The 15008-nt window shown below is 67.4% G+C and carries 14 protein-coding genes; 13 read left to right on the top strand and 1 reads right to left on the bottom strand.

Annotated features, from left to right (window positions below; all coding sequences use genetic code 11):
* Nucleotides 1–6: 6 nt before the first annotated feature.
* The 13 genes from bamA (at nucleotide 7) to GXN78_RS00525 (ending at nucleotide 14238) form a co-directional block, all read left to right on the top strand.
* Nucleotides 7–2424: an outer membrane protein assembly factor BamA gene (gene bamA, locus GXN78_RS00585; protein WP_164255331.1), complete on the top strand. Its 2418-nt coding sequence runs from the start codon at nucleotides 7–9 to the stop codon at nucleotides 2422–2424.
* Nucleotides 2424–2951, top strand: coding sequence for an OmpH family outer membrane protein (locus GXN78_RS00580; RefSeq protein ID WP_106559505.1), 528 nt, complete (start codon nucleotides 2424–2426; stop codon nucleotides 2949–2951). The genes bamA and GXN78_RS00580 overlap by 1 nt, the downstream gene beginning before the upstream one ends.
* Before the next feature lie 15 nt (nucleotides 2952–2966).
* On the top strand, nucleotides 2967–3953 hold the full coding sequence (lpxD, locus tag GXN78_RS00575) for a UDP-3-O-(3-hydroxymyristoyl)glucosamine N-acyltransferase (RefSeq protein WP_106559506.1): 987 nt from the start codon (nucleotides 2967–2969) through the stop codon (nucleotides 3951–3953).
* Nucleotides 3950–4393, top strand: a complete 444-nt coding sequence (fabZ, locus tag GXN78_RS00570; RefSeq protein WP_106559507.1) for a 3-hydroxyacyl-ACP dehydratase FabZ — start codon at nucleotides 3950–3952, stop codon at nucleotides 4391–4393. Before lpxD ends, fabZ begins: the two co-directional genes overlap by 4 nt.
* 16 nt (nucleotides 4394–4409) lie before the next feature.
* Nucleotides 4410–5198 carry an acyl-ACP--UDP-N-acetylglucosamine O-acyltransferase gene (gene lpxA, locus GXN78_RS00565; RefSeq protein ID WP_106559508.1) on the top strand — a complete coding sequence of 263 codons (789 nt, stop codon included), beginning with the start codon at nucleotides 4410–4412 and terminating at the stop codon, nucleotides 5196–5198.
* Between the two features lie 7 nt (nucleotides 5199–5205).
* Nucleotides 5206–6354 (top strand): lipid-A-disaccharide synthase, encoded by a 1149-nt coding sequence (gene lpxB / locus GXN78_RS00560; protein ID WP_106559509.1) that lies wholly within the window; start codon nucleotides 5206–5208, stop codon nucleotides 6352–6354.
* Entirely contained in the window at nucleotides 6326–7045 is a 720-nt protein-coding gene (gene rnhB / locus GXN78_RS00555; protein ID WP_106559560.1) for a ribonuclease HII, read from the top strand. Before lpxB ends, rnhB begins: the two co-directional genes overlap by 29 nt.
* A complete protein-coding gene (locus tag GXN78_RS00550; protein WP_106559510.1) occupies nucleotides 7042–7821 on the top strand; it encodes an RNA methyltransferase in 780 nt (259 codons plus the stop codon). The genes rnhB and GXN78_RS00550 overlap by 4 nt, the downstream gene beginning before the upstream one ends.
* A gap of 136 nt (nucleotides 7822–7957) precedes the next feature.
* A complete protein-coding gene (gene carA / locus GXN78_RS00545; protein ID WP_106559561.1) occupies nucleotides 7958–9157 on the top strand; it encodes a glutamine-hydrolyzing carbamoyl-phosphate synthase small subunit in 1200 nt (399 codons plus the stop codon).
* Nucleotides 9150–12377, top strand: a complete 3228-nt coding sequence (carB, locus tag GXN78_RS00540) for a carbamoyl-phosphate synthase large subunit (protein ID WP_106559511.1) — start codon at nucleotides 9150–9152, stop codon at nucleotides 12375–12377. Before carA ends, carB begins: the two co-directional genes overlap by 8 nt.
* Before the next feature lie 14 nt (nucleotides 12378–12391).
* Entirely contained in the window at nucleotides 12392–13261 is an 870-nt protein-coding gene (locus tag GXN78_RS00535) for a Kdo hydroxylase family protein (protein WP_106559512.1), read from the top strand.
* A gap of 67 nt (nucleotides 13262–13328) precedes the next feature.
* Nucleotides 13329–13811, top strand: a complete 483-nt coding sequence (greA, locus tag GXN78_RS00530) for a transcription elongation factor GreA (protein ID WP_106559513.1) — start codon at nucleotides 13329–13331, stop codon at nucleotides 13809–13811.
* Between the two features lie 13 nt (nucleotides 13812–13824).
* Entirely contained in the window at nucleotides 13825–14238 is a 414-nt protein-coding gene (locus tag GXN78_RS00525) for a DUF4149 domain-containing protein (RefSeq protein ID WP_106559562.1), read from the top strand.
* Here the strand turns inward: GXN78_RS00525 and GXN78_RS00520 are convergent, their stop codons facing one another.
* The gene (locus GXN78_RS00520; RefSeq protein ID WP_106559514.1) at nucleotides 14239–15006 is read right to left on the bottom strand and encodes a glycosyltransferase; all 768 of its coding nucleotides are present in this window, start codon (nucleotides 15004–15006) and stop codon (nucleotides 14239–14241) included.
* Nucleotides 15007–15008 lie beyond the last annotated feature (2 nt).

Raw genomic sequence — 15008 nt, 5'->3', positions numbered from 1 at the left:
TCACAGATGAACAAGAAATACAGTCGCTTTCGCCTGCGCAGCGTTGCCATGCTGGTCGCCAGCGCGCTCTCGGCCACCGCCGCCTGGGCCATCGACCCCTTCACGGTGCGTGACATCCGAGTCGAAGGCCTGCAGCGCGTCGAGCCCGGCACCATCTTCGCCTCGCTGCCCCTACGCGTGGGCGACACCTACAACGACGAGCGCGGTTCCGCTGCCATCCGCGCCCTGTTCGACCTGGGCCTGTTCAAGGACGTGCGCATCGACGTCAGCGGCGATGTCCTGGTGGTCATCGTGGAAGAGCGTCCCACCATCGCCGACGTCGACTTCGTCGGCACCAAGGAATTCGACAAGGCGGCCCTGCAGAAGGCCCTGCGCGAAGTGGGCCTGGCCGACGGCCGCCCCTACGACAAGGCCCTGGCCGACCGCGCCGAGCAGGAGCTCAAACGCCAGTACATCAGCCGCAGCCTCTACAACGCCCAGGTGGTGACCACCGTCACCCCCATCGAGCGCAATCGCGTCAACCTCACCTTCACCGTCACCGAGGGCGACGCCGCGCGCATCCGCGAGGTCCACATCGTGGGCAACAAGGCCTTCAGCGAGGGCACCCTGCTCGATCTGTTCGACCAGGACTCCGGCGGCTGGATGAGCTGGTACACCAAGAGCAACCAGTACTCGCGCGCCAAGCTCAACGCCGACCTGGAGACCCTGCGCTCCTACTACATCACCCGCGGCTACCTGGAGTTCCGCATCGACTCCACCCAGGTGGCCATCTCTCCGGACCGCCAGGACCTGAGCATCACGGTGAACCTCACCGAGGGCGAGAAGTTCGTCGTTTCCGGCGTCAAGCTGGAGGGCAACTACCTGGGGCGCGACGACGAGTTCAAGTCGCTGGTGACCATCCGTCCGGGCGAGCCCTACAACGGCGAGCAGGTCACCGAGACCACCAAGGCCTTCACCGACTACTTCGGCACCTTCGGCTATGCGTTCGCGCGGGTGCAGGCCGAGCCGGAGATCGACCGGGTGAACAACCGCGTCGCGCTGACCCTGAAGGCGGAGCCCTCGCGGCGGGTGTACGTGCGGCGGGTGGCGGTCGGGGGCAACAACAAGACGCGCGACGAGGTGATCCGGCGCGAGTTCCGCCAGTACGAGGCCTCGTGGTACGACGGCGACAAGATCAAGCTGTCGCGCGACCGGGTGGACCGGCTGGGCTTCTTCACCGACGTGAACGTGGAGACGCAGGAAGTGCCGGGCTCGCCGGACCAGGTGGACCTCGCGATCAATGTGGCGGAGAAGCCCACCGGTACGCTGCAGCTGGGTGCCGGCTTCTCGAGCGCCGAGAAAGTGTCCCTCACCTTTGGCATTGCGCAGGAGAACGTGTTCGGCTCCGGCAACTACCTGGGCCTGCAGGTCAACACCAGCAAGTACGCCCGCACGCTCTCGCTCACGACCACCGATCCGTACTTCACCAAGGACGGCATCTCCCGAACCTTCGCCGTGTTCCACACCACGACGCGCCCTTACTACAGCGTCGATGGCGACTACAAGCTGGTCAACGAGGGCGGCTCGGTCCGCTTCGGCGTGCCCTTCAGCGAGGTCGATACCGTCTTCTTCGGCATCGGCCTGGAACGCTACCGCTTCGATCCGGGCGGCAACGTCGCCTACCTGACCCCGCAGTCGTACCGCACCTATTTCGGCTGTGCCACCAACGCGCAGGGCTTCGTCACCGAATGCACCAACGACAGCGTCTGGGGCGTGCCGCTGTCCGTGGGCTGGTCGCGCGACGATCGCGACAGCGCGCTGGTGCCGACCCGCGGCAAGCTTCAGCGCGCCAACCTCGAGGTCGGTGCCGGCGGCGACATGAAGTACTGGAAGTCCAGCTACTCGTACCAGCAGTTCTTCCCGATCAGCAAGCAGTACACCTTCGCGATCAACGGCGAAGTCGGTTACGCCAGGGCCTATGGCAGCAAGCCTTACCCGATCTTCAAGAACTTCTACGCCGGCGGCCTGGGTTCGGTGCGCGGCTTCGAGCAGAACTCGCTCGGCCCGCGCGACGTGCCGCTGTTCGGGCAGACCGAGGGCGCTGCGCTCGGCGGCACCAAGAAGGCGATCTTCAACATGGAGCTCAGCACACCCTTCCCGGGTGCCGGCAACGACCGCACGCTGCGCCTCTACGGCTTCTTCGACGTCGGCAACGTATTCGCGAACTCCCGCGCCCCGACCCTGACGGACGCGCAATGGAAGGCGCAGAAGAAGCTGCGCGCCTCGGTCGGCCTGGGCATCAGCTGGATCTCGCCGCTGGGCCCCCTGCGCCTGGCGTACGCCATCCCGGTGAAGCAGCAGAAGGAAGACCTGAGCGACCCGTTGAATCCGATCCCGAAGGATAGAATCCAACGCCTGCAATTCCAGATCGGAACCTCCTTCTAATGACTCCTTTGCTTCGTGCCGCCGGTGCGCTGCTCATCCCCGTTTTCGCGCTCGTGGGTACGCCCGCGCAGGCGCAGGAAACCTTCCGCATCGGTTTCGTCAATCCCGATCGCGTGCTGCGCGAGGCGCAGCCTGCCAAGGCCGCACAAGCAAAACTCGAGTCGGAATTCCTGAAGCGCGAGAAAGACCTGCAGGGGCAGGGCGAAGCGCTCAAGGCCGCCTCCGAGAAGTTCGAGCGCGAGGCGCCGACCCTGTCCGAGAGCCAGCGCACCACGCGCCAGCGCTCCCTGGTCGACCAGGACCGCGACTTCCAGCGCCGCCGCCGCGAGTTCCAGGAAGACCTCAACGCCCGCAAGAACGAAGAGCTGCAGCAGGTCTACGAGCGCGCCAACCGCGTGGTCAAGCAGGTGGCCGAGGCCGAGAAGTACGACGCGATCCTGCAGGAAGCGATCTACATCAATCCCAAGCACGACATCACCGAGAAGGTGATCAAGGCGCTGAACGCGTCCGTTGCCGGCGGCAAGTGACGCCAGTGAACTCGTGTGGCACTGCGGCTAGGCGCGATCGTTGAAGCCCTCGGGGGCGAACTGCAGGGCGATCCTGCGCTGTCGATCGAGCGCCTCGCGCCGCTGGCGACCGCGCAGGCCGATGCGCTCAGCTTCCTGAGCCACCCCAAGTACCAGAAAGAGCTCGCGGTCTCGAAGGCCGGCTGCGTCATCGTGTCGCCGGCAATGCGCGCTGCGGCGGCGGGGCGCGGCGCGTTCATCGCGACGCCCGATCCCTACCTGTACTTTGCCCGGCTGACCCAGCTCTGGAAGCAATCCCATGCGAAGCCGGAAGGCGCGCGCATCCATCCGAGCGCGGTGATCGACCCCGACGCGCAGATCGACCCGACGGCCCGCATCGGCGCACTGTGCGTGATCGAGCGCGGCGCGCGCATCGGCGCGCAGACCGTGCTCAAGTCCAGGGTGACCGTGAGCGAGGACTGCATCATCGGCGCGCGCTGCCTGCTGCATCCCGGCGTGGTGATCGGGGCCGACGGCTTCGGGCTCGCACCGCACCAGGGCGCCTGGGTGAAGATCGAGCAACTCGGCGCGGTGCGTATCGGCGACGACGTGGAGATCGGCGCCAACACCTGCATCGACCGCGGCGCGCTCGAAGACACGGTGATCGAGGACGGCGTCAAGCTCGACAACCTGATCCAGATCGGCCACAACGTGCGCGTGGGCAAGAACACCGCCATGGCCGGCTGCGTCGGCGTGGCGGGCAGCGCCGACATCGGCGCGAACTGCACCATCGGCGGCGGTGCGATCGTGTTGGGCCACCTGAAGATGGCGGACGGGGTGCACATCTCGGCCGCGACGGTGGTCACGCGCTCCATCCTCAAGCCGGGCCAGTACACCGGCATGTTTCCCATCGACGACAATGCCGCCTGGGAGAGAAACGCCGCGACCCTCAAACAACTGCACGCCCTGCGGGAGCGCCTCAAGGCGCTGGAAAAATCGGCGATGCAGGACAAGCCATCATGAAGCTCGACATCCATCAGATCCTCAAACTACTGCCCCACCGCTACCCCTTCCTTCTGGTGGACCGCGTGCTCGAGATGGAAAAGGGCAAGCGCATCAAGGCGCTCAAGAACGTGACCATGAACGAGCCGTTCTTCAACGGCCACTTCCCGCACCGCCCGGTGATGCCTGGCGTGCTGATGCTGGAGGCGATGGCGCAGGCCGCGGCGCTGCTGTCCTTCCATTCGCTGGACATCGTCCCGGACGACAACACCGTGTACTACTTCGCGGCCATCGACGGCGCGCGTTTCAAGCGCCCGGTGGAGCCGGGCGACCAGCTCACGCTGGAGGTCGAGATCGAGCGCATGAAGGCCGGCATTTCCAAGTTCAAGGGGCGGGCGCTGGTCGGCAGCGAGCTGGCCTGCGAGGCCACCCTGATGTGCGCGATGCGCCAGATCAGCTGATGCTGCTCGAAAAGGCATGACCCAGGTTCATTCGACGGCCATCGTCGACCCCCAGGCCCAGCTCGACCCGACGGTCAGCGTCGGTCCGTATTCCGTGATCGGCCCGCACGTGCGGGTCGGCGCCGGCACCACGATCGGATCGCATTGCGTGATCGAGGGCCGCACCACCATCGGCCGCGACAACCGGATCTTCCAGTTCGCCTCGCTGGGGGCGATCCCGCAGGACAAGAAGTACGCGGGCGAGCCCACCGAGCTGGTCATCGGCGACCGCAACACCATCCGCGAGTTCTGCACCTTCAACATCGGCGTGCCGGGAGCGGGCGGCGTCACGCGCGTGGGCAGCGACAACTGGGTCATGGCCTACACGCATATCGCGCACGATTGCCGGGTCGACAACCACACCACGCTGGCCAACAACACGACGCTGGCCGGCCACGTGCACTTGGCCGACTGGGTGACGGTGGGGGGGCTGACCGGCATCCACCAGTTCGTCTCGGTCGGCGCCCACGCCATGATCGGTTTCGCCAGCGCGGTGGCGCAGGACGTGCCGCCCTTCATGCTGGTCGACGGGAATCCGCTCGCAGTGCGCGGCTTCAACGTCGTCGGCCTGCGCAGGCGCGATTTCTCGGCTGCGCGCATCGCGGCCGTCAAGCAGATGCACCGGCTGCTCTACCGCCAGGGCAAGACCCTGGAGGAAGCCCGCGCCGCCATCGAGGCCCTGGCCGCGGAGGTGCCCGAAGCGGCGGCCGACGTTGACCTGATGAAAGCCTTCCTGGCCAGCGCCACGCGCGGCATCGCGCGCTGAGGTCTGCATGGCACAGGAGACACAGCGGCGCTTTGCGCTGGTCGCAGGCGAGGCCTCGGGCGACCTGCTCGCCGGGCTGCTGCTGGATGGCCTGAAAACCCGCTGGCCGCAGATGCAGGCCGTCGGCATCGGCGGTCCGCAGATGCTGAGGCGCGGCTTCGAGACCTGGTGGCCGCAGGAGAAGCTGGCCGTGCGCGGCTATGTCGAGGTGCTGCGCCACTACGCCGAGATCGCCGGCATCCGGCGCCAGCTCAAAGCGCGGCTGCTGCGCGAAGGGGCTGGCCTCTTCATCGGCGTCGATGCGCCGGACTTCAACCTCGATCTCGAAGCGGGCTTGCGCGAACGCGGCATGAAGACCGCCCATTTCGTCTGCCCCTCGATCTGGGCCTGGCGGCCGGAGCGCGTGCAAAAGCTGCGCGCAGCCGTCGACCACGTGCTGTGCATCTTCCCCTTCGAGCCCGCCCTGCTGGCGAAGCAGGGCATCGCCGCCAGCTACGTCGGCCATCCGCTCGCCAATGTGATCCCGATGGCGCCGGACCGGGCCGCCGCGCGCGCCGCGCTCGGCCTGGACGCCGAGGCGCCGGTGGTGGCCCTGCTGCCGGGTAGCCGGCGATCCGAGCTGCGCTACCTGGCCGATCGCTTCTTCGCGGCAGCGGCGCTGATGCAGCAGGCACGGCCCGAGCTGCGCTTCGTCCTGCCCGCGCTGCCGAGCCTGCGCGGGGAGATCGAGCAACTGCTCGTGGCGAGCGCGATGAAGGGCCGGGTGCAGTTGATCGACGGCCGCTCGCACGCCGCGCTCACCGCCTGCGACGTCACGCTGATCGCCAGCGGCACCGCCACCCTCGAGGCTGCGCTTCTTAAGCGGCCGATGGTGATCGCCTACAACATGAACGCGATGTCCTGGGCTCTGATGCGCCGCAAGCAGCTGCAGCCCTGGGTCGGCCTGCCCAACATCCTGTGCGGCGAATTCGTCGTGCCGGAGCTGATCCAGGAGGCGGCCACGCCCCAGGGCCTGGCCGAAGCGACGCTGGCCTGGTTCGCCTCGCCGGACAAGGTTCACGCCTTGCAACAACGTTTTTGCGCGCTGCACGCCGAATTGCAGCGAGATACGCCGACACTGTGCGCCGATGCGATCCAGAAAGTTCTTGAAGGCTGAACAGGCCAAGCTCGCATGGGATGCGCCGGGCCTGGTGGCCGGCGTCGACGAGGCCGGGCGCGGCCCGCTGGCCGGGCCGGTGGTGGCCGCGGCCGTGATCCTGGACGACCAGCGGCCGATCCGCGGCCTGGCCGATTCGAAAGTGCTCACGCCCCTGCAACGCGAGCGGCTCAACGACCAGATCCTGGCCAAGGCCCTGTGCTGCTCGGTGGCCCAGGCCAGCGTCGAGGAGATCGACGAGCACAACATCCTCGGCGCCACCATGCTGGCGATGAAGCGGGCGGTCGAGGGCCTGCGGCTGAAGCCGGCCAAGGTGCTGGTCGACGGCAACCGGCTGCCCCGGCTGGACGTGCTGGCCGAGGCCGTCGTCGGCGGCGACGCCATCGTCAAATCGATCTCGGCCGCCTCGATCCTGGCCAAGGTGCATCGCGACCGGCTGTGCGAGCAGTTGCACGCCGAGTTTCCGCACTACGGCTTCGCCGCGCACAAGGGCTACAGCACGCCCGAGCATCTGGAGGCGCTGCTGCGCCATGGCGCCTGCGTGCACCACCGCCGCTCTTTCAGCCCGGTGGCCGCGGCGCTGGCGCGTGCGGCCGGCGAGGAGATCCCGCTCGCTCTCGTCGCGGGCGAGCTGCTCGTCGAGACGCTGCACGTCGAGACGGTGCAGGTCGAGCTGCGCCCCGCGCCATGACTGCGGCCGAGCCGAGCCACATCAGCTCGCGGGACAACCCGCTCCTCAAGGAACTGCGCAAGCTGGCGCACGACCCGGGCGCCTACCGCAGGGCGGGCCGCGTCTGGCTTGAAGGCGACCACCTGTGCCGGGCGGCGCGCGAGCGCGGGGTGCGCGCGGCGATCGCCGTCTTCTCCGAGTCCGCCTGGCCGACGGCACGCCACGAATGGGCCGGCGCGGCGGACAAGACCGTGGTGGTCGACGACGCGCTGCTGGCGGGCGTGAGCGGCCTGGAATCGCCCCCGGCGATGGGCTTCGTTCTCGACCTGTCTGCACCGCCGCCGATCGCCGCCGATGCGGCCACGGTGGTGCTCGACCGGCTGCAGGACGCCGGCAACGTCGGCTCCATCCTGCGCAGCGCGGCGGCCTTCGGCTTCGCCCAGGTGATCGCGCTCAAGGGCACGGCGGCGCTGTGGTCGCCCAAGGTGCTGCGCGCCGGCATGGGCGCGCACTTCGGGTTGCGGCTGGTCGAAGGCGCCGAGCCCGAGGCGCTCGAGGCGCTGGCCGTCCCCTGCATCGCGACCAGCTCGCACCACGGCGAATGGCTGCACCGGGCCCGGCTGCCCCATCCCTGCGCCTGGCTGATGGGCCACGAAGGGCAGGGCCTTTCGGCCGCTCTGGGAGCCCGCGCGAGCCTGCAGGTGCGCATCGCGCAGCCGGGCGGCGAGGAGTCGCTCAACGTCGCCGCCGCGGCCGCGATCTGCCTGCACGCAAGCGCCGCCGCGGCCGAGGGATAAGGCGGCCCGGGCTATAATCAAGGGCTTTCCCGCTCACACCTCGCCCATAGCGCACGCAAGCCAACTCCTCGACGAAAGTCGCGACCAAGAGCCGCATCTTGGGTCCGCCGTGGGCGTCATCCATTCGGAGATCCCAGTGCTTTTGTCTCTCAAGGGAAATTTCCCGCCCGCCATCCTGGCGCTTGCAGACGGCACGGTCTTTCTCGGCAACTCGATCGGCGCCCAAGGCGCCACCACCGGCGAAGTGGTGTTCAACACCGCCATGACCGGCTACCAGGAAATCCTGACCGACCCCAGCTATTGCCAGCAGATCGTGACGCTCACGTATCCGCACATCGGCAACTACGGCGTCAACGAGGAAGACATCGAGGCCGACAAGATCCATGCCGCTGGCCTGATCATCAAGGACCTGCCGCTCCTGGCATCCAACTTCCGCAAGACCGCCACGCTGACCGAGTACCTGGTGCGCGGCAAGACGGTCGCCATCGCGAACATCGACACCCGCAAGCTCACGCGCCACCTGCGCACGCATGGCGCGCAGAACGGCAGCATCCTGGGCCTGGCGCCGGGCGAGAGCGTCACGCAGGCGCTGATCGACAAGGCGATCGCCGCCGCCAAGGCAGCACCCAGCATGTCCGGCCTCGACCTCGCCAAGGTGGTGTCGGTCAAGGAAACCTACGAGTGGACGCAGACCGAGTGGAAGCTCGTCCACGTCGATGGCAAGCCTGGCTACGGCGTGCAGATCACGCCGAAGTTCCACGTCGTGGCCTACGACTACGGCGTCAAGAAGAACATCCTGCGCATGATCGCGCAGCGCGGCGCGCGCATCACCGTCGTGCCGGCGCAGACGCCCGCGGCCGACGTGCTCAAGCTGCGCCCCGACGGCATCTTCCTGGCCAACGGCCCCGGCGACCCCGAGCCCTGCGACTACGCGATCGCGGCCACGCGCGAGCTGATCGAGACCGGCATCCCGGTCTTCGGCATCTGCCTGGGCCACCAGATCATGGCGCTGGCCTCCGGCGCGAAGACCTTCAAGATGAAGTTCGGCCACCACGGCGCCAACCATCCGGTGAAGGACCTGGACAACAACCGCGTGAGCATTACCAGCCAGAACCACGGCTTCGCGGTCGACGAAAAGACGCTGCCCGCCAATCTGCGGCCCACCCACGTCAGCCTGTTCGACGGCACGCTGCAAGGCCTGGCGCGCACCGACAAGCCCGCCTTCTGCTTCCAGGGCCACCCGGAAGCCTCGCCGGGCCCGCACGACATCGGCTACCTGTTCGACCGCTTCACCGCGCTCATGCAAAGTCACAAAGAAGGGCAGAAGAATGCCTAAGCGCAACGACCTCAAGAGCATCCTCATCATCGGCGCCGGCCCGATCATCATCGGCCAGGCCTGCGAGTTCGATTATTCCGGCGTGCAGGCCTGCAAGGCGCTGCGCGAGGAGGGCTACAAGGTCATCCTGATCAACAGCAATCCCGCGACGATCATGACCGACCCGGCCACGGCCGACGTGACCTACATCGAGCCCATCACCTGGCCCACGGTCGAGAAAATCATCGCCAAGGAGCGGCCCGACGCCATCCTGCCGACCATGGGCGGCCAGACCGCGCTGAACTGCGCGCTGGACCTCTGGCGCAACGGCGTGCTCGACAAGTACAAGGTCGAGCTGATCGGCGCCACCCCCGAGGCCATCGACAAGGCCGAGGACCGCCTGAAGTTCAAGGACGCGATGACCAAGATCGGCCTGGGCTCGGCGCGCTCGGGCATCGCCCACTCGCTCGACGAAGCCTGGGCGGTGCAGAAGACCGTGGGCTTCCCGGTCGTGATCCGCCCCAGCTTCACGCTCGGCGGCACCGGCGGCGGCATCGCCTACAACCCGGAAGAGTTCGAGACCATCTGCAAGCGCGGCCTGGAAGCCTCGCCGACCAACGAGCTGCTGATCGAGGAATCATTGCTCGGCTGGAAGGAATACGAGATGGAAGTGGTGCGCGACAAGGCGGACAACTGCATCATCGTCTGCTCGATCGAGAACCTCGACCCGATGGGCGTGCACACCGGCGACTCGATCACCGTCGCCCCGGCGCAAACGCTTTCGGACAAGGAATACCAGATCCTGCGCAACGCCTCGCTGGCCGTGCTGCGCGAGATCGGCGTCGACACCGGCGGCTCCAACGTGCAGTTCTCGATCAACCCGAAGGACGGGCGCATGGTCGTGATCGAGATGAACCCGCGCGTCTCGCGTTCCTCGGCGCTGGCCTCCAAGGCCACCGGCTTCCCGATCGCCAAGGTCGCGGCCAAGCTGGCCGTCGGCTACACGCTCGACGAGCTGCGCAACGAGATCACCGGCGGCGCCACGCCGGCGAGCTTCGAGCCCAGCATCGACTACGTGGTCACCAAGATCCCGCGCTTCGCCTTCGAGAAATTCCCGCAGGCCGACTCGCGCCTGACCACCCAGATGAAGTCGGTGGGCGAGGTGATGGCCATGGGCCGCACCTTCCAGGAATCGTTCCAGAAGGCGCTGCGCGGGCTCGAGGTCGGCGTGGATGGCCTCAACGAGAAGACGCAGGACCGCGAAGTGCTCGAGAAGGAGCTGGGCGAGCCCGGCCCCGACCGCATCTGGTACGTGGGCGATGCCTTCGCCATGGGCCTGACGGTCGACGAAGTGCATGCGCTGACCAAGATCGACCCCTGGTTCCTCGTGCAGATCGAGGAGATCGTGAAGATCGAGCTCGAGCTGGAAACCAAGTCGCTCGACGACATCGACCGCGACACGCTGCTCGCGCTCAAGAAGAAGGGCTTCTCCGACCGCCGCCTGGCGCGCCAGCTGAAGACCACCGACACCGCGATCCGCGAGAAGCGCCGCGCGCTCGGCGTACGCCCGGTCTACAAGCGGGTCGATACCTGCGCGGCCGAGTTCGCGACCAACACCGCCTACATGTACTCGACCTACGAGGACGAGTGCGAGGCCGACCCGAGCAGCAAGAAAAAGATCATGGTGCTCGGCGGCGGCCCGAACCGCATCGGCCAGGGCATCGAGTTCGACTACTGTTGCGTGCATGCCGCGCTCGCGATGCGCGAGGACGGCTACGAGACCATCATGGTCAACTGCAACCCCGAGACGGTCTCGACCGACTACGACACCAGCGACCGCCTCTACTTCGAGCCGCTCACGCTGGAGGACGTGCTCGAGATCGTCGACAAGGAAAAGCCCACCGGCGTGATCGTGCAGTACGGCGGCCAGACGCCGCTGAAGCTCGCGCTCGACCTGGAGGCCAACGGCGTGCCGATCATCGGCACCAGCCCCGACATGATCGATGCGGCCGAGGACCGCGAGCGCTTCCAGAAGCTGCTCAACGAGCTGAAGCTGCGCCAGCCGCCGAACGCCACCGCACGCACCGAGCCCGAGGCGCTGGAGAAGGCCGCGCAACTGGGCTATCCGCTGGTGGTGCGCCCGAGCTACGTGCTGGGCGGGCGCGCGATGGAGATCGTGCACGAGCAGCGCGACCTCGAGCGCTACATGCGCGAGGCGGTCAAGGTCAGCAACGATTCGCCGGTGCTGCTCGACCGCTTCCTCAACGACGCCGTCGAATGCGACGTCGACTGCCTGCGCGATGCCGACGGCGCCACCCTGATCGGCGGCGTGATGGAACACATCGAGCAGGCCGGCGTGCACTCGGGCGACTCCGCCTGCTCGCTGCCGCCCTATAGCCTCAAGGCCGAGACGATCGCCGAGCTCAAGCGGCAGAGCGCGGCCATGGCGAAGGCGCTCAACGTGGTCGGCCTGATGAACGTGCAGTTCGCGATCCAGGAGAAGGACGGCCAGGACGTGATCTACGTGCTGGAAGTGAATCCGCGCGCCTCGCGCACCGTGCCCTACGTGAGCAAGGCCACCGGCATCCAGCTGGCCAAGGTGGCGGCGCGCTGCATGGCCGGCCAGACGCTGGCGGCGCAGGGCGTGACGAAGGAAGTCACGCCGCCTTACTTCAGCGTGAAGGAAGCGGTGTTCCCCTTCGTCAAGTTCCCGGGCGTGGACACCATCCTCGGCCCCGAGATGAAGTCCACCGGCGAGGTGATGGGCGTGGGCAAGACCTTCGGCGAGGCCTTCGTGAAGTCGCAGCTGGGCGCCGGCACGCACCTGCCCAAGTCGGGCCGCGTCTTCGTCTCGGTCAAGAACAACGACAAGCCGCGTGCGGTCGAGGTCGCGCGCGGGCTGGCCGCGCTGGGCTTCGAGCTGATCGCGACCAAGGGCACGGCCGCCGCCATCAACGCGGCGGGCATCGCCTGCGCCGTGGTCAACAAGGTGACCGAAGGCCGCCCGCACATCGTGGACATGATCAAGAACAACGAGATCGCCCTCGTCATCAACACGGTGGAAGAGCGCCGCAACGCGATCACCGATTCGCGCCAGATCCGCACCTCGGCCCTGCTGGCGCGCGTGACCACCTTCACCACCATCTTCGGTGCCGAGGCGGCGGTGGAAGGCATGCGCTACATGAAGGACCTCGACGTGATCTCGGTCCAGGAGATGCACGCGCAGCTCGCGTCGGCCTGAAGAGCCTGAGGGCCATGGACACGCAGCTCGTCGAACTCGACCTGGCCGACTGGGCCGGCGCCGCGCCCAACGAGGCGTGGATCGCCGCGCTCGAGGCCGGCAAGGTGCTGTACTTCCCGCGGCTGAGCTTCGAGCTGCGGCCGCAGGAGCGCGAGCTGCTGACGCCCTCGGTGCTGTCGCCCGACGTGCGCAACATCAGCCTGGACTCCAACGGCCGCATCAAGGGCGTGGCCGGCGATGAGGCCCGGCAGCAGGCCGTGAGCGCGATGGTGGGGCGATTCCGCGCCCAGGCAACGCAGCTGATCCACGGCCTGCTGCCGCACTACACGTCCGCGCTGCGCCTGGCGCCGACCAGCTACCGGCCGGCGCAGGTGGAGACGCGCGTGCAGTCCTGGCGCGCCGACGACCGCCGGCTGCACATCGACTCCTTCCCCTCGCGACCCAACTACGGCGAACGCATCCTGCGCGTCTTCACCAACGTCAACCCGGAGGGCGCGCCGCGCGTCTGGCGGGTGGGCGAGCCCTTCGAGACCGTGGCGAAGCGCTTCCTGCCCCGCGCGAAGCCCTATTCGCGCTGGCAAGCCCGGCTGTTGCAGACCCTGCACGTGACCAAGTCTTTCCGCAGCGAATACGACCACCTGATGCTGCAGCTGCACGACGGCATGAAGTCGGACCTCGACTACCAGAAGAACGCACAGCAGCAAACCGTGCCCTTCCCGGCTGGATCGGTATGGGTGTGCTTCTCGGACCAGACCTCGCACGCCGTCATGTCCGGCCAGTACATGCTGGAGCAGACCCTGCACCTGCCCGCCGCAAGGCAATACAATCCCGATTCGAGCCCGCTCGCCATCCTGAGCCGGCTGACCGGACGCACGCTCGTCTGATCATTTTTTCTTCCATGAACCGCCGAACGGCAGCGTTCGGCGGTTTCGCTTTCTGGAGACGCAAAACATGGCCAACACCACGATTCCGATCACCAAGCGCGGCGCCGAGAAGCTGCGCGACGAACTGCAGCGGCTGAAGACCGTCGACCGGCCCGCGATCATCACCGCGATCGCCGATGCGCGCGCCCAGGGCGACCTCAGCGAGAACGCCGACTACGACGCTGCCAAGGAGCGCCAGGGCTGGATCGAAGGCCGCATCAAGCAGATCGAGGGCATGCTGTCGAACGCGCAGGTCATCGATCCGTCCGAGCTCGACGCGGAGGGCAAGGTCGTCTTCGGCTCGACGGTGGAACTCGAGGACGAGCACACCGGCGAGGCGCTCAAGTACCAGATCGTGGGCGAGGACGAGGCCGACCTGAAGCTGGGCCTGATCAACGTCTCCAGCCCGATCGCCCGCGCGCTGATCGGCAAGGAGGAGGGCGACACCGCCGAGGTGCAGGCCCCGGGTGGCGTGAAGCGCTACGAGATCGTGGGCGTCAGCTACCTCTGAAGCCGCCCGAGTGCTGAAGGACCGCGTCGCGCTGCTGGTGGCCGCCCTCTGGTGGGGCAGCCTGACGACCATCGGGTTCCTGATCGTGCCGATGCTCTTCGCCCACCTCGGCAACCCCGCCATGGCCGGCAACTTCGCCGGTCGGCTGTTCTCGGCCCAGAGCTGGGTGGCCCTGGCCTGCGGGCTGGTGCTGCTGACCTATTTCAGGTCGAAGGTCCTGGATCGCGTGGACGCACGGACCCGCATGTCGATCGCATGGATCCTCGCGGCCCTGCTGCTGGCCCTGCTGCAGGAATACGCCGTCGCGCCGCGCATCCTGGCGCGCGAGAACCTTCGGCTCTGGCACTCGCTAGGCAGCGCCATGTACCTGGGCCAATGGCTGTGCACCGGCGTGCTGCTGTGGCGTATGGGGCGCCGCGAAGGCTGATCAGGCGTTCCAGAACTGCGTGATCCAGCGCGCCGGCCGGATGAAGCGAAAGCGCCGGTTGCGCCGGCCGGCCAGTGCATCGGGCGGATTGCATTCCCCGTGGAAGACCATGATGCGCGCCCCCTCCGGCACGAAGGGCTCGCGCCAGTAGTTGGTCGGCCAGGCCGGGATGCCGTGGTACTTGAAGCTCGGGCACCACTCGGCCGGCCAGTAGGCCAGCGTGCCCTTGCGGTGCATGAAGGCCGACAGGTAGGTCTGCTCGTTGCGGTACTTGGCCTGCACCGCGTCCATGTTCTGGCGGAAATGCGCCAGCACGTCCGGATGGGCGCCGATCTCGAAACGGTAGACCGAGGAGTTGCCCGTGATGCGCCGGCGCCGCCAGGGGCGGGCGTAGTCGTGGATGATGAGGAATTCGCCCGGGTACTCGAAGAAGGCATCGAGGCTGCCGACGATGACCACGTCGAGGTCGATGAACAACGCCCGGCCGTGCAGGCCGTAGAGCTTCTCCTCGAAGGTGGTCAGCTTCTTCCAGGCCCGGTCCACCTGGCCCGGCGCCAGCTCCAGGGCCAGCGGGGGGATCGGAAAGCACTGCACCTCGCTGCGGATGCCCTTCGGGTCGTCGGTCAGACAGACGAAGTTGAAGTCGCCCGACAAGTGCCGGCGCGCCATTGCATAGAGGCGGTTGACGTACTCGGGGCCATATTTCGTGCCCCATTTCATGCAGAGAATGTGGCGCTGTGGGAGGGCCGCCTGTTCTTGGCTCGGCATCC

This window comes from Variovorax sp. WS11 (genome assembly GCF_010499245.1).
In the GTDB taxonomy this organism is placed as follows: Bacteria; Pseudomonadota; Gammaproteobacteria; order Burkholderiales; family Burkholderiaceae_C; genus Variovorax.
The sequence above is the reverse complement of the archived record's forward strand: the minus strand, read 5'-3'. Positions and strand labels throughout refer to the sequence as shown.